Source organism: Pseudomonas sp. Leaf434 (assembly GCF_001425545.1).
Lineage (GTDB): Bacteria > Pseudomonadota > Gammaproteobacteria > Pseudomonadales > Pseudomonadaceae > Aquipseudomonas > Aquipseudomonas siliginis.
Window position 1 is genome coordinate 733,177 of sequence record NZ_LMQZ01000001.1, and the last position, 22,031, is coordinate 755,207.

Consider the following 22,031-nt stretch of genomic DNA (forward strand, 5'->3'; position numbering starts at 1 on the left):
GCCTTTCTTACTCGGTTAGTAAAAAGGGCAGAAAATCGATGTTACCCATGAAACGGCCGCGTCTGCGATCTGCGCACGTCCTGTCGGATTTCAGGTTGGCGCTGACATTTATCAATGGTCAGGAACTGACAGTTGATTTGGGGATGGATATTCATACTTATCCAGGTCTGCGGCCACTGCTTGATCGCGAAGTCTTTGCGACTGCCGTAGTCGGGGACGAGGGTTGGATCGTTGAATGGGTTGAACCCGACGTACAGATCGGTGCAGACACCTTGTATATGGATGCGCTAGCGCAAAATGCCCAGGATGAGAACACGCGCATTTTTATCGATTGGCGCGCCCGTACCGGACTTTCTCTCAATGATGCGGCCGAAGCGCTCGGTGTGAGCGCTCGCAGCATCAGCCGTTACAGCAATGGGCGTGAAGCAGTGCCACGTTCTTTGGCGTTGGCCTGTCTGGGCTGGGATTCGCTGCAACAGCGTTCATCGATAGCGGCCGAAGACACAGGTCGATATGTCGTCAACCGCAAAAATTAACCCTCATCCGGCTTCGGCCGCTCATATCGCGCATTGAATGCCTGGATGAAGCCATTGCGCAAAATCTGCAAAAACGCTTCGAAGGCGTTGACGTTCTGCTGGTGAACATTGCCGCTGAGTTCGACGCGAGTGGCGAACTGGTTTTTGTTCTGGTTTTTCAGCACGGTCTCGGTGCCGCCGACCAGCGCTTCCCAGATGGAGCGGAACAGGCCTTTGTTCTTGTTCTCGACGTCTTGCTGCCAGTTGAAAACGTCGACGTCGCGCAGCAGGGGTTTGATGTAGCCGGTGAGTCGGGCTTTCTCTGCCTTCGCTTCGATAACCACGTCGCCGTGGCCGGCGTTGAAGTCGAACTTGCCGTAGGCGGCGGCGAAGTCGTTCATGCGTTTGAGCTCGATGTCACGGGCGCGCAGACGGAATTCAAAGTCTTCGAAGTTGCTCAGCGGATCGAAGGTGGCGGTGGTTTCCAATGGCGCGTGGCCCAGCAGCAAGGCCTTGCCTTCAAAGCGGGCGTCGCGTTTGCCTTCCTTGTCGACCACATTGGTCAGGTTGTAGATGCTGGCGTTGACGTTGCTGGCGTTCATGTTCACCGGCGGCTTGGAATTGAAGTTGCGGAAGGTGATACGGCCGTCGTTGATCTGCACTTCATCGAGGGTGATCGGCAGCAGCTTGCCCAATTGTTCACGCCAGTCGGTGCCCTGACCGGTTTGCGAGTTCTGCTTGTTGGGGCCGCCGTCGACGAAGTTGATTTCGGGGTTGAGAAATTGCACCTGCGCGACCACGGCATGGTCGTACCACAGCGAATGCCAGCTCACCGACAGGTCGATCAACGGCGCATCGACGAACGGCACCGGGACCTTGCCGTCGACCTTGACGATTTTCAGGCCGTTGATTTTGTACGCACCACGCCACAGCGCGAGGTCGACGTCGGTGATCTGGCCACGGTAATCGCCCATGTCCGCGAGCTTGTCATTGAGGTAGTCGCGTACCAGATAGGGCAGGGCGAAATGCAGGGCGACCAGCAGCACCACGACACCCGCCAGGGTCCAGAGCGGCCAGCTGTAACGACGTTTCATGCCATTGTTCCTTCAAGAGTGTGGCTTGACGATTCAAAGCGATTGACTCCGCGCGTTTGCAGACGTTCGACCCGACTGGACTGTGATCGGCAACGGGCTTACCTTGGAAGGCTGAATTCAACGCTGCATAAGGACCCAGCCATGAGCCGTATTTACGCTGACAACGCCCACTCCATCGGTAATACGCCGCTGGTCCAGATCAACCGCATCGCGCCGCGCGGGGTTACGATTCTGGCCAAGATCGAGGGGCGCAATCCCGGTTACTCGGTCAAATGCCGAATCGGCGCCAACATGATCTGGGACGCCGAAGGCAGCGGCAAACTCAAGCCGGGCATGACCATTGTCGAGCCGACTTCCGGTAACACCGGTATCGGTCTGGCCTTTGTCGCCGCTGCGCGGGGCTACAAGTTGATGCTGACCATGCCGGCATCGATGAGCATCGAGCGCCGCAAGGTTCTTAAAGCCTTGGGCGCGGAACTGGTGTTGACCGAGCCGGCCAAGGGCATGAAAGGCGCCATCGAGAAAGCTGCGGAAATCGTCGCCAGCGATACCGATAAATATTTCATGCCGGCGCAATTCGATAATCCGGCCAACCCGGCGATTCACGAAAAGACCACCGGCCCGGAAATCTGGAACGACACCGACGGCGCCGTGGATGTGCTGGTGGCTGGCGTCGGCACCGGCGGAACCATTACCGGTGTCTCGCGGTATATCAAGAACACCGCCGGTAAACCGATTCTGTCGGTGGCTGTCGAGCCGGCGTCTTCGCCCGTCATCACCCAGGCTCTGGCCGGCGCCGAGATCAAGCCGAGCCCGCACAAGATTCAGGGCATTGGCGCCGGTTTTGTGCCGAAGAACCTTGATCTGTCGATGGTCGATCGTGTCGAACAGGTGACCGATGAAGAATCCAAGGCCATGGCTCTGCGCCTGATGCAGGAAGAGGGGATTTTGTGCGGCATTTCCTGCGGTGCTGCCATGGCGGTGGCGGTGCGTCTGGCGGAGAAACCAGAGATGCAGGGTAAAACCATCGTCGTGGTGCTGCCGGATTCGGGTGAGCGTTACCTGTCGAGCATGCTGTTCAGTGACCTGTTTACCGAGCAGGAGAACCAGCAGTAAGCCTGTTGATTCAGGTCAGCCGAGGTTCAGGTGCTGCATGTTAATAAAGGCTTTGTTGCGTAATGCTTAACACTGAATCTTGCGTCAGGCGGGTTTTTCCCGGAGCCGGTAGTGTTTATCATGGCCGGCTGCCATGCCGGGTAAAGGGCATTGCGCAGCGTTGTCTTTATTCAAGGAGTTGTTGATGACCGTTTCGTTTGCCGCCAAGGCGTTTGTGCTGTTGCTGTTTCTGGGCAGCACGCTCTATGTGCATTTGCGCGGCAAGGCGCGTTTGCCGGTATTGCGCCAGTTCGTCAACCACTCCGCGCTGTTCGCGCCCTACAACGCGTTGATGTACCTGTTTTCCGCAGTGCCATCCAGACCGTATCTGGATCGCAGCAAGTTTCCGGAACTGGATGTTCTGCGCGACAACTGGGAAACCATCCGCGACGAAGCCATGCACCTGTTCGACGAAGGCTACATTCGCGCTGCCGAAAAGAATAACGATGCCGGTTTCGGTTCGTTTTTCAAGAAAGGCTGGAAGCGTTTCTATCTGAAGTGGTACGACAAACCGTTGCCATCGGCCGAAGCCCTGTGCCCGAAAACCGTGGCGCTGGTCAGCGCCATTCCCAACGTCAAGGGCGCGATGTTTGCGCTGCTGCCGGGCGGCAGTCACCTCAACCCGCACCGCGATCCGTTCGCCGGCTCGCTGCGCTATCACCTCGGCCTGTCGACACCCAACTCCGACGATTGCCGGATCTTCGTCGACGGTCAGGTCTATGCCTGGCGCGACGGCGATGACGTGATGTTCGACGAGACCTACGTGCACTGGGTCAAGAATGAAACCGCTCAGACTCGAGTGATTCTGTTCTGTGACATCGAACGCCCGCTGAGCAACCGCCTGATGACCCGGATCAACCGCTTCATCAGCGGCTGGCTCGGCCGCGCCACCGCGCCGCAGAATCTTGATGACGAACGCGTTGGCGGCATCAACCAGGCTTATGCCTGGAGCAAGAACTTCAGCGACCGTTTCAGCGGCGTGGTCAAGCAGTGGAAGCGCCGCCATCCCAAGGCCTACCGCGTAATGCGCCCGGTGCTGGCGGTGTTGGTGCTGACGTTGCTGGGGTACTGGTTGTTTGGTTGAGGCTGGATCAGATAATAGAAAACCGCTCTTTGGGAGCGGCTTTTCATTAGCGGAATGAAAAGTACGACCCGGCTAATACGCCGCTTGGCTCTTCAACGGCTGGATTGGCCAGTGCATTCCTGATGCGATGCATCTCGGTTTCAGATAATTCAACAGATGGCTGCTTTTTCTCCATCTTTCTGGATTTGAAGTTTGATGCTTTCTTTTCAACGACAGCTTTCATGGGATCTCCCACGTTGATCACTAAATGAGCAGGTGCTCAGATACTAGACTTGGTCAATACGCTTCACAAGACGGCCCTCAGAGTCGAATTCGAAACCCAGTTGACGGTATAGAGGTATAGCTCCCGAAAGAGGCTCCTGAATTTCGATTTGCTGGCTGCCGATGATACGTGCGAAATGAGTGACGGCAGTCAGGGCGAAGGTCGCTATGCGGCCCTTGAGCGGGTGTTCGTTTGGGTGCCCCTCAAGACGCACAATTTTGACTCTCAGTCGGCTTTGGTTCGGATTGGCGAAACAAAGTCCGCACAGTTCACGATCAAACCAGATTGCCAGATCGAAGCTCATTGGTTCTTTGGCTTTCCATCGGACAATTTCCTCCCAGCAGAAATGCGGATCGAGCCATTGCTCATAAGCTTTCATGGCGGACGCATCAATAGCCTCGAAGCGAACCTTGGAATAATCAACGTCAACAATTGCGCGCGCCTCGAGTTCGCTGTGTAGCTTCGCAAATGTAACTGCCGCCCGCTTCCTCGCCTCCGACCGATAAACCTGATACCGCAAATACGTCCGTTTCCTTGGCATATGATCTCTTGCATTCCATGTCTCCTGACAATCCGTTGCCACGCCAATAACCCTAACCACCCGGCACCAGACTGTCGCTACCGGCCCTTCGCCCAAGTCATTGCAATCTGTGTCCCGGGCTGGTTATAGTCAGCCCGGTTGAGCGCCATGCTCACGCCTTCATTTCCTCAATAAAGATCAGCATCCATGCCTGCATCCCTCATCAACGCGGTAGTCGATTCAGCGGTCAACGCTGGCGTCGTGCCGTGCGGGAATCGGCAGTCTGTGCAGATCAGTCATTACCCTCCACCTGTCAGTAGCACGCCGGTGTGCGCAGTCGTTTCGCCGCCGGGCGTTGGTGTGCGGGGTTGATCGGCAGTTTCTGCTGACCCCTGCGCCCGCCAGAACAACCTACTGAATTTCAGCTTCGGCTGAGTTGGCTTCTTGCCTGACTACAGGTGGTATTCATGTTTGTCCTTTCGAAACAATCCGCGCTCGCGGCGACGTCCACGAGCCTGTTCGTTCTGCTGTGGAGCAGCGGGGCGATTTTCTCCAAGTGGGGCCTCGCCCATGCTTCGCCCTTTGCCTTTCTGCTGATTCGCTTCGCCATCGCCCTGTGCGGGCTGGTCTTGCTGGCGCCGTTGCTGAAATTGAAGTTGCCCAAGGGCGGCAAGCCGATGCTGTTTGCGATCGCCACGGGACTGGTGTTGCTCGGGGCCTATCAGATCTTTTATCTGCTGGCGCTGGATTGCAAAGTCACGCCGGGGGTAATGGCGACGATCATGGGCGTTCAGCCGATTCTCACCGTGGTGCTGATGGAGCGCCAGCGTTCGGCGAGCCGCCTGTTCGGCCTGACGCTGGGGCTGACAGGGCTGATCATGGTGGTTTATCAGGGCATCGGTCTGGCCGGAATGTCCTGGGCTGGCATGTTGTTCGGTTTGCTGGCGCTGGCGAGCATGACGCTCGGCTCGATCATGCAAAAACGCATCACCGACAATCCGCTCGGTACGCTGCCAGTGCAGTACCTGGCCGGCCTGTTGCTGTGCGCGGTGTTCGTACCGTTCCAGCCGTTTCACTTCGAGCACAGCGCAGGCTTTATTGTCCCGGTGTTATGGATGGGCCTGGTGGTGTCGGTGCTGGCGACGCTGTTGCTGTATCGACTGATCGCGCGGGGCAATCTGGTGAATGTCACCAGCCTGTTCTATCTGGTGCCGGCGGTGACGGCAGTGATGGATTACCTGATTTTCGGTAATCGTCTGGCGGCGTTGAGCGTGTTGGGAATGCTGCTGATTATTGTCGGGCTGGTATTTGTGTTCCGTAAAACCGGATAGCCGATAGGCAGGTGGCGCTTGTTGCGCCGCCTTTCGCGAGCAGGCTCGCTCCCACATTGGAATGTATTTTTCTGTGGGGGCGAGCCTGCTCGCGAATATCTGCGGCAGAAAATCTAACGGACTGACACCTTTGCAGGCCTCACCACCGCCGGCTTCAACACCAGCCACAACGCTGCCGCAATCAGCACCCCGCCATAAATGTGCGCCATCGACAACGGCTCATCCAGCAACAACGCCCCCCACAACACGCCGAACGGCGGGATCATGAAGGTCACGGTCATCGATTTTACCGGGCCGATCGAGCTGAGCAGGCGGAAATAGATGATGTAGGCAAACGCCGTGCAACCCAGGCCCAGGCCGAGCAGCGACAGCCAGACATGCCAGCCACCCCAGCTGACCGGCGGCGCAGTGATCACGCTGTAGGCGAACAGCGGCAGCAGAAACAACGTCGCTCCGAGCATGCTGCCCAGTGCCGACAAACGGCTGTCCAGCCCACCGGCCTGATCCAGCCAGCGCCGCGCGAGGAAACCGGCAAAGCCATAACAAGTGGTCGCCAGCAGGCAGGCGACCGCGCCCATCAGCAGTTGCAGGTCGAAGGCCACGGGACCGGCGCGTGTCAGCACGCCGACGCCGAACAGGCCGAGGAACACACCGCCCAGCTTGGCAATCGTCAGTTTCTCGCTGAAGAACAAACCGCCAATCAACACGCCCATCAGCGGCGTCGTGGCGTTGAAGATCGCCGAATAGCCGGCCGGCAATACCTGGGCGGCAACCGAATACAGCGTCGCCGGAATCCCCGAGTTGATCACGCCCAGTAGCATCACGGTCTTCAGCTTGCCCTTGAAGTCCCAACTGATGCGCATCAGCCCAAGGATCACCAGCAGCCCGGCAGCCGCGATCGACACGCGAAAGAACCCGGTCGGGATCGTGCCGATCACCGGGGCAATGATGCGCATGAACAGAAAACTCGCGCCCCAGATAGCGGCCAGCGACAACATGCGGAAAATATCGACAGGGCTCACGGCGGGCTCCTTGCTTGATCGGGACGAGAGTGTTGCCGAGCGTCCGGATCATGGCAACCGCTATTCGGGCTTTTAATTCTGTCTTGGGATTAACCTGCGCGAGAAACACCGTCAACGGTCAGCGCTGTATCGGTTTTGGCAGAAATTGCGCTTTTCCTGCGAGCGCTTCCGTGACTAAGCTCAGACCAACCGAATTCCCGCCGAGGTTTCATTTATGTCGCAGCAATGGCCAGCCACCGAGATCGCCCGGATGATCCTCGCCGGCTTCGACGATTACCGCGAGCATTTCCGCCGCATCACCGATGGCGCGCGGGAGCGCTTCGAACAGGCGCGCTGGCAGGAGGCGCAGGCCGCGTCGGCGGCGCGGATCAGTCTGTATGAGGAAAAGGTTGGCGAAACCGTCGCTCGCCTGCGCGAGTATTTCGACGAAGAGACCCTGATGAACGTCAGCTGCTGGCCGCTGGTGAAAAGCGCCTATATCAGTGTCATCGACCTGCGCTTCGACGATGAGCTGTCCGAAACCTGGTACAACTCGATTTTCTGCGGGCTGTTCAGCCACGACCTGATCAGCGACGGCTGCATGTTCATCCACACCACGCGTCCTAGCCTGCGCCGTGCCCGCGCCGCGCAAACCCGTACGTACAAGCCGCAGGGCCAGTTGTCCGGGATGCTCGCCAGCATCTTCGCCGATTACCGCTTCAGCGAGGATTACGCTGATTTGCCCGGCGACTTGCTGCGGCTCGAAGCGCAATTGCGCGAGAACCTGCCGGACTGGGTGTGCAAGGACCCGGAACTGAGTGTCGAGCTGTTTTCCTCGGTGCTCTACCGCAACAAGGGCGCGTATCTGGTCGGACGCATCTACACCCGCGACGAGCAATGGCCGCTGGTGATTCCGCTGTTGCACCGCGAAGGCCGGGGCATTCAGATCGATGCATTGATCACCGACGAAGCCGATGTGTCGATCATCTTTTCTTTTACCCGTTCGTATTTCATGGTCGATGTCCCGGTGCCGGCGGAGTTCATCGGTTTTCTGCGGCGCATCCTGCCGGGCAAGCACATCGCCGAGCTGTACACCTCGATCGGCTTCTACAAGCACGGCAAGTCGGAGTTTTACCGCGCGCTGATCAATCACCTGGCCAACACTGACGACCAGTTCATCATGGCCCCGGGCGTGCGCGGCATGGTCATGAGCGTGTTCACTTTGCCGGGTTTCAACACCGTGTTCAAAATCATCAAGGACCGTTTCTCGCCGTCGAAGAACGTCGACCGCGCCACGGTGATCGAAAAATATCGACTGGTGAAAAGCGTCGATCGGGTCGGGCGCATGGCCGATACCCAGGAGTTTGCCGATTTTCGTTTTCCCCTGAGCAAGTTCGATCCGGCGTGCCTCGAAGAACTGCTTGAGGTGGCGCCGTCGACGGTTTCGGTCGAAGGCGAAACCGTGCTGATCCGCCACTGCTGGACCGAACGCCGGATGACCCCGCTCAACCTGTATCTGGAAAATGCCAACGACGCCCAGGTACGTGAAGCGCTTGAGGATTACGGCCTGGCGATCAAGCAGCTGGCGGCGGCGAATATTTTTCCCGGGGATATGCTGCTGAAGAACTTCGGCGTCACTCGACACGGCCGGGTGGTGTTCTACGACTACGACGAAATCTGCTTCCTGACCGAAGCCAACTTCCGCCACATCCCGGCACCGCGCACGCCGGAGGATGAAATGGCCTCTGAGCCGTGGTACTCGATCGGCCCGCTGGACGTGTTTCCCGAAGAGTTTCCACCGTTCCTGTTTGCCGATGCCGGACAGCGCAAGCTGTTCGATCAGTTGCATGGCGAGTTGTACAACGCCGATTACTGGAAGGGCTTGCAGGAGGCGATTCGGGCGGGGAAGGTCATCGACGTCTTCCCATACCGGCGCAAGGGCCTCGACAACGAGTAGCTCTTTTAAAAGCCCCTCACCCCAGCCCTCTCCCAGAGGGAGAGGGAGCTGACCGAGGTGTCTTGGGTCAAACGCCGACCTGAAAGAGCTCGGCGATTATGGATTCGGCAAAGCTCTTTCAGGTCGATGTACCTTTGAAGCATCCCCCAATCGGTCCCCTCTCCCTTTGGGAGAGGGCTAGGGTGAGGGTCGCAATCCCCCTGACACGCCACAACCCCCCCAAATCTGCGACAATCCGCCCCTGCATAAATAGACGACCGAATTGCCTACCCGATGACCGACGAATCGCCCTCCATCGACAAACTGCTGAAAAACCTCGATCACGCCATGCTCGCCGACCGTCACCGGCTGCGGCGGCAGTTGCTTGAGCTGCGCAAGAAACCCGACGAGGCCAAACTGGCCCAGTGGGTGACGCGCATGCAGGCGTCCTGTGAACAGGTACTGGCGCGTCGCGCGAGCCTGCCAGTGATTCGTTACGACGACAGTTTGCCGATCGCGGCCAAGCGCGACGAAATCAAAAAGGCCCTGGAGCAACATCAGGTGCTGATCATCGCCGGCGAAACCGGTTCGGGCAAAACCACCCAGTTGCCGAAAATCTGCCTTGAAATCGGTCGTGGCCAGCACGGTCTGATCGGCCATACCCAGCCGCGTCGGATCGCCGCGCGCAGTGTCGCCAGTCGCGTCGCCGAAGAACTCGGCACGCCGCTTGGAGCGCTGGTCGGCTATCAGGTGCGCTTCGAGGATCAGAGCGATGCCAACACCCTGATCAAGCTAATGACCGACGGTATTCTGCTGGCGGAAACCCAGAACGACCGTTATCTGGAACGCTACGACACGATCATCGTCGACGAAGCCCACGAACGCAGCCTCAACATCGATTTCCTCCTCGGTTACCTGAAAACCCTGCTGCCACGCCGTCCCGACCTGAAGGTCATCATCACGTCGGCGACCATCGATCTGGAGCGCTTCTCCAAGCACTTCGATGACGCGCCGATCGTCGAAGTGTCGGGGCGTACTTTCCCGGTGGAAACCTGGTACCGGCCGCTGACGCTTGAGCAGGACGAGGAGGGCAACCGGGTCGAGGATGACCTGACCGTCGATCAGGCGATTCTCGCCACCCTCGACGAAATCGCCGCCTACGAGCGCAGCGAACGGCGCAGCCCCGGCGATGTGCTGGTGTTCCTGCCCGGCGAGCGCGAGATTCGCGATGCTGCCGACATGCTGCGCAAGGCCCAGCTCAAGCACACTGAAATCCTGCCGCTGTACGCGCGCCTGTCGCCGGCTGAACAGCAGCGCATCTTCCAGTCGCACCCGGGCCGTCGTGTGGTGCTGGCGACCAACGTCGCCGAAACCTCGTTGACCGTACCGGGCATTCGCTATGTGATCGACAGCGGCACCGCGCGCATCAGTCGCTACAGCTATCGGGCCAAGGTGCAGCGCTTGCCGATCGAAGCGATTTCCCAGGCCAGCGCCAATCAGCGTAAAGGTCGTTGCGGGCGGGTCGAGCCGGGTATCTGCGTGCGTTTGTACAGCGAAGAGGATTTCCTCGGCCGCCCGGAATTTACCGATCCGGAAATTCTGCGCACCAACCTCGCCGCCGTTATTTTGCAGATGCTCCATCTGCGCCTCGGCGAAATCACCGCGTTCCCGTTTATCGAACCGCCGGACGGCAAGGCGATCAGCGACGGTTTCAACCTGCTGCAAGAGCTTTCGGCAGTGGATCGCAACAGCCAGCTGACGCCACTCGGTCGACAATTGGCGCGCTTGCCGGTCGACCCGCGCATGGGCCGCATGCTCCTGGAAGCGGCCAGGCTTGGCAGTCTGCAGGAAGTGCTGATCGTCGCCAGCGCCATGTCGATTCAGGACCCGCGCGAGCGTCCACCGGAGCGTCAGCAAGCGGCGGATCAGGCCCATGCACAATGGAAGGACCCGGATTCGGACTTCGCCGGGCTGGTCAATCTGTGGCGTGGTTTCGAAGAGCAACGTCAGGCGCTGACCGCCAATCCGCTGCGCAACTGGTGCCGGAAGAATTTCCTCAATTACCTGCGCTTGCGCGAGTGGCGTGATTCTCACCGTCAGTTGAGCCTGATCTGCCGCGACATGCAGCTGAGCCTGAACAAAGAGCCGGCGGATTATCCGAAGCTGCACAAAGCGGTGCTGGTCGGCTTGCTCAGCCAGATCGGCCAGAAAACCGAAGACGGCGATTACCTCGGCGCGCGGCAACGGCGCTTCTGGATTCATCCGTCGTCGGGCATCGGCAAGAAGCGTCCGCAGTGGCTGATGACTGCTGAGCTGGTCGAAACCACCAAACTCTACGCGCGCATGGTCGCCAAGATCGATGCCGACTGGATCGAGCCGCTGGCCGGGCACCTGATCAAGAAGAATCACTTCGAGCCGCATTGGGAAAAGAAGCGCGGCCAGGTCGTCGCCTACGAGCAGATCACCCTGTTCGGCTTGATCGTGGTCGGTCGTCGTCCGGTGCATTACGGCCCGGTCGATCCGGTGGTGTCGCGTGAGCTGTTTATCCGCGAAGGCCTGGTGCGCGGCGAGATTCAGTCGCGGGCCAAATGCCTGAGCGCCAATCAGAAACTGCTCGAGCAGCTCGACGAACTGGAAGCCAAGGCTCGCCGTCGCGACATTCTCGCCGACGAAGAAACCTTGTATGCCTTCTACGATGCGCGTCTGCCGGCGGAGATCCACCAGACCGCGACCTTCGACAGTTGGTACAAGGTCAACAGCCAGAAAGACCCGCAGCTGCTGATCATGCGCGAAGAAGACGTGCTGGCCCGCGAGGCCAGTGAAGTCACCGCCCGTGATTACCCGGACACCCTGCACATCGGCGATCTGGAACTGGCGCTGACCTACCATTTCGAACCCAATCACCCGCGCGACGGCGTGACCTTGCGCGTGCCGGCGCCGTTGCTGCCGATGTTGCCGCCGGAGCGTCTGGAATGGCTGGTGCCGGGGCTGATTGAGGCCAAGTGCATTGCTCTGGTGCGCAACCTGCCGAAAGCCCTGCGCAAGAACTTCGTGCCAGTGCCGGACTTCATCAAGGCCGCGTTGCAGCGCATGACTTTCGCCGGAGGTTCGCTGCCGCAAGCGCTCGGTCGCGAGCTGCTGCGCATGACCGGCGCGCGGGTCAGCGATGAAGCGTGGGCGGAAGCGGCGCAGCAGGTTGAAAGCCACCTGCGCATGAACCTGGAAATTGTCGACGGCGAGGGCAAGTTCCTTGGCGAAGGCCGCGATCTGGCTGAGCTGACCGCACGCTTCGCCGAAGCCAGCCAGGCCGCGCTGGCGGTGCCGCAGAGCGCGAAAAGTCAGCAGCCGGTGGAGGCGAAAGTCTTTGCGCCGGTAGCAGAAAAGACCCAGCAGAAGATCGCCGGGCTGTCGATGACGGTGTACCCGGCGCTGGTGGAAGAGGGCGGCGCGGTCAAGGAAGGGCGCTTCTCGACCCCGGCCGAAGCCGAGTTCCAGCATCGTCGGGCCTTGCAGCGTTTGTTGATGCAGCAACTGGCCGAGCCGGCGAAATTCCTCCGGGGCAAGTTGCCGGGGCAGACTGAACTGGGCTTGCTGTATCGCGAACTGGGCCGCGTCGATGCGCTGGTCGAAGACATTCTGCTGGCCAGCCTCGACAGCTGCATCCTCGAAGGTGAAGACCCGTTGCCCCGTGATGGCGCCGGATTGGCGGCACTGGCCGAACGCAAACGCGGCAACTGGACCGAGCACGCCGAGCGGGTTGCGCGGCTGACGCTGGAAATCCTCAAGATCTGGCACGGTCTGCAAAAACGCTTCAAGGGCAAGATCGATCTGGCGCAAGCGGTGGCGTTGAACGACATCAAGCAGCAGATCGGCAATCTGGTTTATCCAGGCTTCGTCCGCGAGACGCCGATGCAGTGGCTCAAAGAGTTGCCGCGTTACCTGAAAGCGGTCGAGCAGCGTTTCGAGAAACTCGGCGCACAGGTGCAGAAGGATCGCGTCTGGAGTGGCGAACTCGCTGGCCTGTGGGCGCAATACCAGACCCGCGCGGCCAAGCATGCGCAGGAAGGCAAGCGTGATCCGCAGCTGGAGTTGTACCGCTGGTGGCTGGAGGAATACCGCGTGTCGTTGTTCGCGCAACAGTTGGGGACGAAAGTGCCGATCTCCGACAAGCGCCTGAGCAAACAGTGGAGCCAGGTCGAGCCCTGACCTGCAGCCATACACAATCCCCCTGTGGAGCGGGCTTTGTGGCGAGGGGATTTATCCCCGTTGGGTGGCGAAGCCGCCCCAAGACCTACGCCTCGGTTCATCAGATACCGAGCGTGGTGGGTTGGCGACTGCTTCGCAGTCGAACGGGGATAAATCCCCTCGCCACAGAGTTGAGTTCATGGAGTGAATGGCAGTTGTGCTTGAGAACGGCGCCAAAACCTCGGGTTTATGGCAAACTTCGCCACCATAACCCGCCGTTTCGCGACCCAGAGCCTTCGGCCGTGTCGCGCTGCGGAATAAAACGATGCCAGGTTTGCGTCCCCCGGATGGGAATAGACCCTTTGCGTGTTGGTACGACGGTTCCAGCACTTTCTGCCTGAACAGATTAGAGAAACGACCATGCATAATGTCGTCATCAGCGGCACCGGCCTTTACACACCGGCCAACAGCATCTCCAACGAAGAGCTGGTGCAGTCTTTCAATACCTACGTCGCCCAGTTCAACGCCGATAACGCCGAGGCCATTGCCAGCGGTGAAGTCCAGGCCCTGACCGAATCCAGCGCCGCGTTCATCGAAAAAGCCTCGGGTATCAAGAGCCGTTTTGTCATGGACAAGGACGGCATCCTCGATCCGCAACGCATGGCCCCGCGCTTGCCCGAGCGCTCCAACGACGAATGGTCGGTGCTCTGCCAGATGGCCGTCGGCGCGGCTGAACAAGCCCTGCAACGTGCTGGCAAGACTGCCGCTGACATCGACGGCGTTATCGTTGCTTGTTCGAACCTGCAACGCGCTTACCCGGCCATCGCCATCGAAGTCCAGGAAGCGCTGGGCATCGAAGGTTTTGGTTTCGACATGAACGTGGCGTGTTCTTCCGCCACCTTCGGCATCCAGGCCGCCGCCAACAGCGTGCAACTGGGCCAGGCGCGGGCGATCCTGATGGTCAACCCGGAGGTCTGCACCGGGCACCTGAACTTCCGTGATCGCGACAGCCATTTCATCTTCGGCGATGCCGCGACTGCGGTGATCATCGAACGCGCGGATCTGGCGACCTCCGCGTACCAGTTCGACGTGGTCAGCACCAAATTGCTGACCAAGTTCTCCAACAACATCCGCAACAACTTCGGCTTCCTCAACCGCGCGGCAGAAGAGGGCATCGGTGCCCGCGACAAGCTGTTCGTGCAGGAAGGCCGCAAGGTGTTCAAGGATGTCTGCCCGATGGTCGCCGAGCTGATTGGCGAGCACCTGGAAGAGAACCAGCTCAACGTTGGCGACGTGAAGCGTTTCTGGCTGCACCAGGCCAACCTGAGTATGAACCACTTGATCGTGCGCAAGCTGCTCGGCCGCGAAGCTACCGAAGAAGAAGCTCCGGTGATTCTCGACAGCTACGCCAACACCAGCTCGGCCGGTTCTGTCATTGCTTTCCATAAATATCAGGATGATCTGGCCTCGGGTTCGCTGGCGGTGCTCAGCTCCTTCGGTGCCGGTTATTCGATCGGTAGCGTGTTGCTGCGCAAGCGCTGAAACAGGTTAATTTCCCCTTAATCGCGTCGATCTTTCCTACATCCGAAGCGATTGAAACGCTGTAATTTTTCGGACGTCGCGGCAGGTGCACACCTGCCGCGTTCATTTTCGAAGTCCGGACAAGGGGATTGATGGATGGCGGCTGACGACACCCAACTGCTCACGCGCCTGCTGGCGGGGGAGCAAAAGGCTTTCAAGGAACTGGTCACCACGTATCAGAGCGCCATGCGCGCTGTGGCTTACGCGATTGTCGGCCAGCGTCATGTCGAGGAAGTGGTGCAGGATGCCTGGCTGTCGGTGGTGCGTCATCTGGCCAGCTTCGAAGGCCGCTCCAGCCTCAAGACCTGGTTGCTGACCATCACCGCCAATTCGGCCAAGAGTCGCTACAAGCTCAATCGCCGGGAGGTCCTGCTCGACGACCTGCCATCGCCCCACGGCACCATCGGTGACGATCGCTTCTCTTCCAGCGATGGCCACTGGCTGGTCGCGCCGTTCGCCTGGCACCAGGACACCCCCGAAGCGCTACTCACGGAAAACGAACTGCGCGAATGCCTCGAACATACGTTGCTGAGTCTGTCCGAGTTGCAGAGCAGTGTCCTGCTGTTGCGCGAACGCCAGGGCCTGGAGCTGGAAGAGATCTGTAATCTTCTGGAGATCTCGCTCTCCAATGTCCGCGTGCTGCTGCACCGGGCACGCTTGAAGGTCTTTGCGACCGTGGAACATTTTGAGGAGACAGGAGAATGTTGACCTGCAAGGAGCAAGTGGCACGATCCAGCGATTATCTCGACGGCCAACTGAGCTTTCGCGAGACGCTGATGGTGCGTCATCACCTGTTGTTCTGCCCGAACTGCCGGCGCTTCATGCGGCAGATGCGCGTGATGCAGGCAACCCTGAAGGCGCTGCCGGACAAACCGGACGAGAACGTCGATGCCTTGGCCGAACGCCTGGCCGAGCAACGACGAAAAGACAACCCCCTGTAGGAGCTGTCGAGTGCAACGAGGCTGCGATCTTTTGATCTTGTTTTCAGGATCAAGATCAAAAGATCGCAGCCTTCGGCAGCTCCTACAGGGGTTTTTGCATCCTGCAGAAATAACCCGGTGCGGGTGAAACGAACGGATGATGGGGATCGTCCCGCCCGCACCGGAGTGAGGCAGCTTCAAGCCTCAAGCCTCAAGCCTCAAGCCTCAAGCCTCAAGCTGCAAGTAAAGGCATTCACTCGCAGCTCTTGGCTTGTAGCTTGTAGCTTGTAGCTTGTAGCTGCCGTTTTAGAACTTCGCTTCAGCATCCAGCTGCAGGGTGTTGGCATCTGCATCGCGCTGGCTGCGGCTGGCGAAGTCGGCCTTGGTCAGGAAGTACGTGGCGCCGACGGCGAAGTTCTTGTCGATGTCGTAACCGACCTTGAACTTGTGCCCGCGCGAACCGGTGGTGCCGTTGGCAAAGTCGGAGTCGGTGAACGCGCCGACCACGGCGTTGCGCTGCACGTCGCGATAGTTGTAGTCGAGGTTGAAGCCGAAGACTTTCGACTTCGCGCCGAGCAACCATGCGGTGTCCTGATCGGTCACGGCATCGTTGTTCTTCACGTACTGGCCGTAGAACGACAGCGGCATTGGCAGGCCGCCGATGTCGATCTGGCTGAACCCTTCATACAGACGGAATTCGTTGTTCGCCGAGTTGCCGTTGACTGCCAGGGCGCACGGCGTCGAGGTGCCGGTGCAGCGGCTGTCTTCGTCGTTCTGGTAGGCGTAGACGCTGCCGCCGACGGTCATTTTCAGGTTGTCGGTGATGTTGAAGCGGCTGCCCAACTGGCCAGCGGTCAGGCGCAGGTCGTGGCGGAATTGCACGCCGTCGCCGTCAACGTTGTCCTTGAGGTTGTAGTTACCCAGGCTGCCGAACAGTTCGGCGCTGCCGCCCAATGGATACTTGTAGGTAACGGCCAGACCTTCCGGGTTGATATCGCTGTCCCAGATCACGTCGCCCATGCTCACCCACGGTTGCAGCATCTTGCCGCCGATCACGTGCAGGTTCTTGATCTGATCAGGGTGATAGTCGATGTAGCCGAGGTCGAGCCAGATCTGCTTCTTGTCGAAGTAGTTGTCCTCATCCTGGTTGGTCGAACGCGCGTCGTCACCGCCGCCAGTGGCGATGCGGATACCGGTGTCGACTTGCGGGTTGATCTCGGTGTAGGCGCCCAGACGCGCACGGATGCGCTGGCGATCCTTGTCGCGGCCGCCGTTGTTCGGCTCGCCGTCGATCTTGATGGTTTCCTGGCGGATACGTACGTCGCCCTTGAACTGGGTCTTGGCCGCCCAGGCCAGTTTCTGGTCGAACAGGCTCTGTTCGTTGGTCTTCTTCGCGACCGCCGCCACTTGTTCGTTGGTTTCCTGCTGCGCCTGTTGGGCGATTTGCTGAGCCTTCTGATCCTTGGCCAGTTCCGTTTGCAGCTCGATGTACTGCGCCTGGGAAATCGACCCGTTGGCCTTGAGCATGTCGAGCAGTTTGGCGTCGACTGCAGCACTGGCCGGAACGCTCATGGCCAGCAACAAGCCGCCGCACAGGGCCGCTGCAGTTTTCGTGGAAGCAAGACGCATAGCAATCTCCGAAGATGAAGGGGATGGCTGAACCATCCTGGGCACAACCGGCTGAAGGCCGGAAAACTGTGTCCGGGTTAGAACCCGGCGCTCTAAAAACAGGCGCCAGTATCGCGATGGTTTATGACAGAGCGGTGGCACAGTGATGGCAGGTTGATGACGATGCGTATCAGGCGTGAACTATCGAGTTAGAGCGCTGTCGGCCGATTGAGCGTGTGCAACCGGGTCGCGATCAGCGATACTCGCCGGGCTTTGTCGCCAAGCTGTGGAGTGCCAGTGAATGCCGTTGCAACGCCTGCAAGACCTGTCAGAAATCGCCCCGGCAAGCTGGGATGCGCTGGTGCCGGACAACCAGCCGTTCCTGCGCCACGCCTTTCTCAGTGCGCTGGAAGACAGCGGCAGTGTCGGCCCGCATTCGGGCTGGCAGCCCGAACATTTACTGCACATCGAAGATGATCGACTGATCGCCGCACTGCCCAGTTATCGCAAGTGGCATTCCTACGGCGAGTACGTCTTCGATCACGGCTGGGCCGATGCCTGCGCGCGTGCCGGCATCGATTATTACCCCAAACTCCTGACTGCTGTGCCCTTCAGCCCGGTCAGCGGTCCGCGCTTGCTGGCGGCGAAGGTCGAGGACGGTTTCGAACTGCTGAAAAGCCTGCCGGGCTATCTGCAGATCGAAGAACTGTCCAGCGCGCACATCAATTTCACTGATCCGTTTACCGATGCGGCGATGGCCGAGCAGCCGGGCTGGCTGCAGCGCATCGGCTGTCAATATCACTGGCAGAACCGTGGTTACCGCGACTTTCAGGATTTTCTCGACGCCCTCAGTTCGCGCAAGCGCAAGCAGATGCGCAAGGAACGCGAGCAGGTGGCGGGGCAGGGCTTCGAGTTCGAGTGGCTGGAGGGGCGAGAGCTGGGCGAGGCGCAGTGGGATTTCGTGTACGCCTGCTATGCCAACACTTATGCGGTGCGGCGTCAGGCGCCGTACCTGACGCGCGAGTTCTTCAGCCTGCTGGCCGAACGTATGCCCGAAGCGATTCGCGTGGTCTTGGCCAAACAGGGCTCCCGGCCGGTGGCGATGGCGTTCAGCCTGGTCGGTGGCGACAGTTTCTACGGGCGTTATTGGGGCTGCCTGGCCGAGTTTGATCGGCTGCATTTCGAGACGTGTTTTTATCAGGGCATGGATTACGCGATTGCCCATGGCATCCAGCGTTTCGATGCCGGGGCGCAGGGCGAGCACAAGTTGATTCGCGGCTTCGAACCGGTGATCACCCATTCCTGGCACTACCTGCGCCATCCGGGGCTGAAAGCGGCGGTGAAGGATTTTCTTCAACAGGAGCGCGCCGGGGTTCTGGCGTATGCCGAAGAGGCGAGAACGGCGTTGCCCTATCGCCAAACCTGACCATGATCGTTCCCACGCTCTGCGTGGGAATGCAGGCCGTGACGCTCCGCATCACTGGACGCGGAGCGTCCCTTGAGGCGTTCCCACGCGGAGCGTGGGAACGATCATATCGCGCGATCAATCGATGCCGACAAAGCCTCCGGTCTGGTGTGCCCACAAGCGCGCATACAAGCCGCGATGGGCGAGCAGTTCGGCGTGGGTGCCGCTCTCGGCGATCTTGCCGTTTTCCAGCACCACGAGGCGATCCATGCGCGCGATGGTCGAGAGACGGTGGGCGATGGCGATCACGGTTTTGCCCTGCATCAAGGTCTCGAGGCTTTCCTGGATCGCCGCTTCGACTTCCGAATCCAGTGCAGAGGTGGCTTCGTCCATGATCAGGATCGGCGCGTCCTTGAGCAGCACCCGCGCGATCGCGATGCGCTGGCGCTGACCACCCGACAGTTTCACCCCGCGCTCGCCGACATGCGCGTCGAAACCGGTGCGGCCTTCAGCGTCGGACAGCAGTGGAATGAACTCATCGGCGCGAGCCTTGTGCACCGCCTCCCACAGTTCGGCGTCGGTGGCGTCGGGTTTGCCGTAAAGCAAGTTGTCGCGGATCGAGCGGTGCAACAGCGAGGTGTCCTGAGTGATCATGCCGATCCGCGCACGCAGGCTTTCCTGGCCGACTTCGGCAATGTTCTGCCCATCGATCAGGATGCGCCCGCCCTCGACGTCGTACAGGCGCAGCAACAGGTTGACCAAGGTTGATTTGCCGGCGCCGGACGGGCCGATCAAGCCGATTTTCTCCCCCGGTTTTATCGTCAGATTGAGGTCGCCGATGATGCCTTTCTTCTTGCCGTAGTGAAAATCCACGTGCTCGAAACGCACTTCGCCCGAGGCCACGGCCAGCGGTTTGGCCTGCTCGCGGTCGGTGACGCTGACCGGTTGCGAAATGGTGCGCAGACCGTCCTGGACCATGCCGATGTTTTCGAAAATGCCGGTGACCACCCACATGATCCAGCCGGACATGTTGACGATGCGAATCACCAGGCCGGTGGCCAGGGCAATCGCGCCGACGGTGATCAGCGACTGCGTCCACAGCCACAATGCCAGCGCGGTGGTGCCGACGATCAGCAGGCCGTTCATGGTGGTAATCGCCACGTCCATGCTGGTCACCACGCGACCGGCCATCTGCGCTTTGACGGTCTGTTCCTCGATCGCTTCCTTGGCGTAGTGCTGTTCGAAGTTGGTGTGAGCGAACAGTTTCAGCGTGGCGATGTTGGTGTAGCCGTCGACGATACGGCCCATCAATTTCGAGCGCGCGTCAGAGGCTTCCACCGAACGCTCTTTCACGCGCGGCACGAAGTAATACAGCGCGCCGATGTAGGCGACGATCCAGGTCAGCAAAGGGATCATCAGGCGCCAGTCGGCCTCGGCGAACAGCACCAGCGAGCTGATCGCATAGATCACCACGTGCCACAGCGCGTCCACCGCTTGCACGGCGGAATCGCGCAGCGAGTTGCCGGTCTGCATGATGCGCTGGGCGATGCGCCCGGCGAAGTCGTTCTGGAAGAAATTCAGGCTCTGCTTGAGCACGTAGCTGTGGTTCTGCCAGCGGATCATGCTGGTCATGCCGGGGCTCAGGGTCTGATGCACCAGCAGGTCGTGCAGAGCAAAGAAGATCGGTCGCAGCACCAGAGCGACCACCAGCATCCAGGTCAATTCGAGGGCGTGGTCGCTGAAGAAATTCGGGTTGGGCGTGCCTTGCGCCAGATCGATGATGCGGCTCAGGTAACTGAACAGCGCAACCTCAATCAATGAGGCAAACAGGCCGATAACAAGCAGGGCAGCGAAACTCGGCCAGACCTGCTTCAGGTAATAGACGTAGAAGGGCCAGACGCGGTCCGGCGGGGACGCCGTCGGGGCGTCGCGGAAGATATCGATAAGTTGTTCGAAACGGCGATAGAGCATCAGATAACCGCCCGGAATCCGGGCTCTCCTTTTATCAGTGCGAGCGGCGCAGGCTCAGCCCGGCGCCGCTCGATATGCCCGGCGAAACTCAGTCGATGCGCTTGGCCGACTTGATGATCACAGGGTCGACAGGCACGTTTTGCATGCCTTGTTTGGTGGTGGTCTGCGAGTTGACGATGACGTCTACGACGTCCATGCCCTTGACCACTTTGGCGAACACCGCGTAACCGGCGTCACGGCCCGGATCGAGGAATGCGTTGTCGGCAACGTTGATAAAGAACTGGCTGGTCGCCGAATCAGGGTTGGAAGTACGCGCCATCGACAGGGTGCCACGAACGTTGTGCAGGCCATTGCTGGCCTCGTTCTTGATCGGCGCCTTGGTGTCTTTCTGTTGCATCTGCTGGGTGAAACCGCCGCCCTGAGCCATGAAACCCGGGATCACGCGGTGGAAAATGGTGTTGTTGTAGAAGCCGCTGTCGACGTATTCAAGGAAGTTCTTCGTGCTGATCGGTGCCTTGAGCGGGTCCAGTTCGATTTCGATCTGGCCGTTGGTGGTGTCCAGCAGCACGTGGGGCGCCTTGGCCGGGGTAGCAGCCATCAGGTTGGCGGCAAACAGTACGGAGCCGGCGGCGAGGGCGAGTTTTTTCAGCATGGGTCAGTGATCCTGAGAGTGAAGGTCGGCTGTGGCGAGAAAATCCAGCAGCGTTTGATTGAAGCGTTCGGGTTGATCGAGCGGGGTGGCATGGCGCGAGTCGTCAATGACCACCAGCCGCGCATCCGGCAGCAGTTTTACATAGGTTTCTTTTAACGCCACCGGTGTGTAATCACGGTCGGCGCTGATGACGAGCGTTGGACAGGACACCCGGGAAAGTCGTTCCTGAACGCCCCAGCCCACGATCGCATCGAAGCTGGCGAGATAAGCACGTTTGTCGTTTTTTGCCCAGCGTTCGGCCATTTTCCGTCGCAGATCGGCCTGTTCCGGCTTGGGGAAAAGTTTGCTGCCGAGGGCTTTGCCGATGGTTTCCAGGCTGAGCAGGCGCATCAGGCTCCAGCGTTTGAACCACTGCCAGTAGTCGTCGCGGGTGCGCAATTTGACTTGTGGCGCGCTGTTGACGATGGTCAGGCTCTTGAGCACCTGCGGCTGATCGACGGCCAGCTGAAAACCGATTATCCCGCCCATCGACAGCCCGACGTAGTGCACCGGGCCGAGGCGCAGGTGCTCGATCAAGGCCAGCAGGTCGGCGCTGAACCCGGCAATGCTGTAGCGCTCGCGGGGTTTGTCCGAGCGCCCGTGGCCGCGAATGTCCGGGACGATCACCCGGTAGTGCGCGGCCAGCGCCGGGATCTGCATTTCCCAGTCCAGGGTGCTCGAGCCGAGCCCGTGAACCAGCAGCAACGGCGCACCTTGGCCATATTCCTCGTAGTGCAGGTTGCAACCTTCGTGCTCGAAATACGCCATCGGT

18 protein-coding genes are annotated in these 22,031 nt (G+C 59.8%); 10 read left to right on the forward strand and 8 right to left on the reverse strand.

All coding sequences use genetic code 11. The features are described 5' to 3' along the window. Positions 1 to 38: 38 nt before the first annotated feature. The gene (locus ASG55_RS03315) at positions 39 to 536 is read left to right on the forward strand and encodes a helix-turn-helix domain-containing protein (RefSeq protein ID WP_056783602.1); all 498 of its coding nucleotides are present in this window, start codon (positions 39 to 41) and stop codon (positions 534 to 536) included. On the opposite strand, the gene ASG55_RS03320 is transcribed toward ASG55_RS03315, so the two are convergent. Then, positions 533 to 1,609, reverse strand: a complete 1,077-nt coding sequence (locus ASG55_RS03320; RefSeq protein WP_056783605.1) for a DUF748 domain-containing protein — start codon at positions 1,607 to 1,609, stop codon at positions 533 to 535. The two genes, ASG55_RS03315 and ASG55_RS03320, sit on opposite strands and share 4 nt — an antisense overlap. A 141-nt stretch (positions 1,610 to 1,750) precedes the next feature. Here ASG55_RS03320 and cysK point away from each other — a divergent pair, with 141 nt between their 5' ends. Together cysK and ASG55_RS03330 are read left to right on the forward strand one after the other, a co-directional pair. Then, the gene (gene cysK / locus ASG55_RS03325) at positions 1,751 to 2,725 is read left to right on the forward strand and encodes a cysteine synthase A (protein WP_041478837.1); all 975 of its coding nucleotides are present in this window, start codon (positions 1,751 to 1,753) and stop codon (positions 2,723 to 2,725) included. Between the two features lie 184 nt (positions 2,726 to 2,909). Further along, positions 2,910 to 3,848 (forward strand): aspartyl/asparaginyl beta-hydroxylase domain-containing protein, encoded by a 939-nt coding sequence (locus ASG55_RS03330; protein WP_041478836.1) that lies wholly within the window; start codon positions 2,910 to 2,912, stop codon positions 3,846 to 3,848. Positions 3,849 to 3,894: 46 nt separating this feature from the next. Here ASG55_RS03330 and ASG55_RS26735 read toward each other — a convergent pair whose 3' ends face one another. Then, entirely contained in the window at positions 3,895 to 4,071 is a 177-nt protein-coding gene (locus ASG55_RS26735) for a hypothetical protein (protein WP_156388161.1), read from the reverse strand. A 43-nt stretch (positions 4,072 to 4,114) separates the two neighbouring features. Continuing rightward, positions 4,115 to 4,651 (reverse strand): hypothetical protein, encoded by a 537-nt coding sequence (locus ASG55_RS03335; RefSeq protein ID WP_056783608.1) that lies wholly within the window; start codon positions 4,649 to 4,651, stop codon positions 4,115 to 4,117. Between the two features lie 446 nt (positions 4,652 to 5,097). Between ASG55_RS03335 and ASG55_RS03340 the strand changes: the two genes are divergently transcribed. Continuing rightward, entirely contained in the window at positions 5,098 to 5,961 is an 864-nt protein-coding gene (locus ASG55_RS03340; RefSeq protein ID WP_056783612.1) for a DMT family transporter, read from the forward strand. A 113-nt stretch (positions 5,962 to 6,074) separates the two neighbouring features. Here the strand turns inward: ASG55_RS03340 and ASG55_RS03345 are convergent, their stop codons facing one another. Continuing rightward, positions 6,075 to 6,983 carry a DMT family transporter gene (locus tag ASG55_RS03345; RefSeq protein ID WP_056783615.1) on the reverse strand — a complete coding sequence of 303 codons (909 nt, stop codon included), beginning with the start codon at positions 6,981 to 6,983 and terminating at the stop codon, positions 6,075 to 6,077. A gap of 214 nt (positions 6,984 to 7,197) precedes the next feature. Here ASG55_RS03345 and aceK point away from each other — a divergent pair, with 214 nt between their 5' ends. The 5 genes from aceK to ASG55_RS03370 all read left to right on the forward strand — a co-directional run bounded on the left by aceK (position 7,198) and on the right by ASG55_RS03370 (position 15,605). Continuing rightward, positions 7,198 to 8,919, forward strand: a complete 1,722-nt coding sequence (gene aceK / locus ASG55_RS03350; protein WP_056783617.1) for a bifunctional isocitrate dehydrogenase kinase/phosphatase — start codon at positions 7,198 to 7,200, stop codon at positions 8,917 to 8,919. Between the two features lie 273 nt (positions 8,920 to 9,192). Continuing rightward, entirely contained in the window at positions 9,193 to 13,104 is a 3,912-nt protein-coding gene (gene hrpA, locus ASG55_RS03355) for an ATP-dependent RNA helicase HrpA (protein WP_056783620.1), read from the forward strand. A 399-nt stretch (positions 13,105 to 13,503) separates the two neighbouring features. Continuing rightward, positions 13,504 to 14,625 carry a beta-ketoacyl-ACP synthase III gene (locus ASG55_RS03360; RefSeq protein WP_056783622.1) on the forward strand — a complete coding sequence of 374 codons (1,122 nt, stop codon included), beginning with the start codon at positions 13,504 to 13,506 and terminating at the stop codon, positions 14,623 to 14,625. A 135-nt stretch (positions 14,626 to 14,760) separates the two neighbouring features. Beyond that, positions 14,761 to 15,372 (forward strand): RNA polymerase sigma factor, encoded by a 612-nt coding sequence (locus tag ASG55_RS03365; RefSeq protein WP_041478829.1) that lies wholly within the window; start codon positions 14,761 to 14,763, stop codon positions 15,370 to 15,372. Next, entirely contained in the window at positions 15,366 to 15,605 is a 240-nt protein-coding gene (locus ASG55_RS03370) for an anti-sigma factor family protein (RefSeq protein ID WP_056783624.1), read from the forward strand. Before ASG55_RS03365 ends, ASG55_RS03370 begins: the two co-directional genes overlap by 7 nt. A 285-nt stretch (positions 15,606 to 15,890) precedes the next feature. Here the strand turns inward: ASG55_RS03370 and ASG55_RS03375 are convergent, their stop codons facing one another. Continuing rightward, positions 15,891 to 17,213, reverse strand: coding sequence for a putative porin (locus ASG55_RS03375; protein WP_056783627.1), 1,323 nt, complete (start codon positions 17,211 to 17,213; stop codon positions 15,891 to 15,893). 280 nt (positions 17,214 to 17,493) lie between these two features. On the opposite strand from ASG55_RS03375, the gene ASG55_RS03380 reads away from it, so the two are divergent. Beyond that, on the forward strand, positions 17,494 to 18,618 hold the full coding sequence (locus ASG55_RS03380; protein ID WP_056783630.1) for a GNAT family N-acetyltransferase: 1,125 nt from the start codon (positions 17,494 to 17,496) through the stop codon (positions 18,616 to 18,618). Between the two features lie 117 nt (positions 18,619 to 18,735). Here ASG55_RS03380 and ASG55_RS03385 read toward each other — a convergent pair whose 3' ends face one another. The 3 genes from ASG55_RS03385 to ASG55_RS03395 form a co-directional block, all read right to left on the reverse strand. After that, entirely contained in the window at positions 18,736 to 20,568 is a 1,833-nt protein-coding gene (locus ASG55_RS03385; RefSeq protein WP_056783633.1) for an ABC transporter ATP-binding protein, read from the reverse strand. Between the two features lie 88 nt (positions 20,569 to 20,656). Beyond that, positions 20,657 to 21,220 carry a peptidylprolyl isomerase gene (locus ASG55_RS03390; protein ID WP_056783636.1) on the reverse strand — a complete coding sequence of 188 codons (564 nt, stop codon included), beginning with the start codon at positions 21,218 to 21,220 and terminating at the stop codon, positions 20,657 to 20,659. 3 nt (positions 21,221 to 21,223) lie between these two features. After that, positions 21,224 to 22,027, reverse strand: coding sequence for an alpha/beta fold hydrolase (locus tag ASG55_RS03395; protein ID WP_056783638.1), 804 nt, complete (start codon positions 22,025 to 22,027; stop codon positions 21,224 to 21,226). Positions 22,028 to 22,031 lie beyond the last annotated feature (4 nt).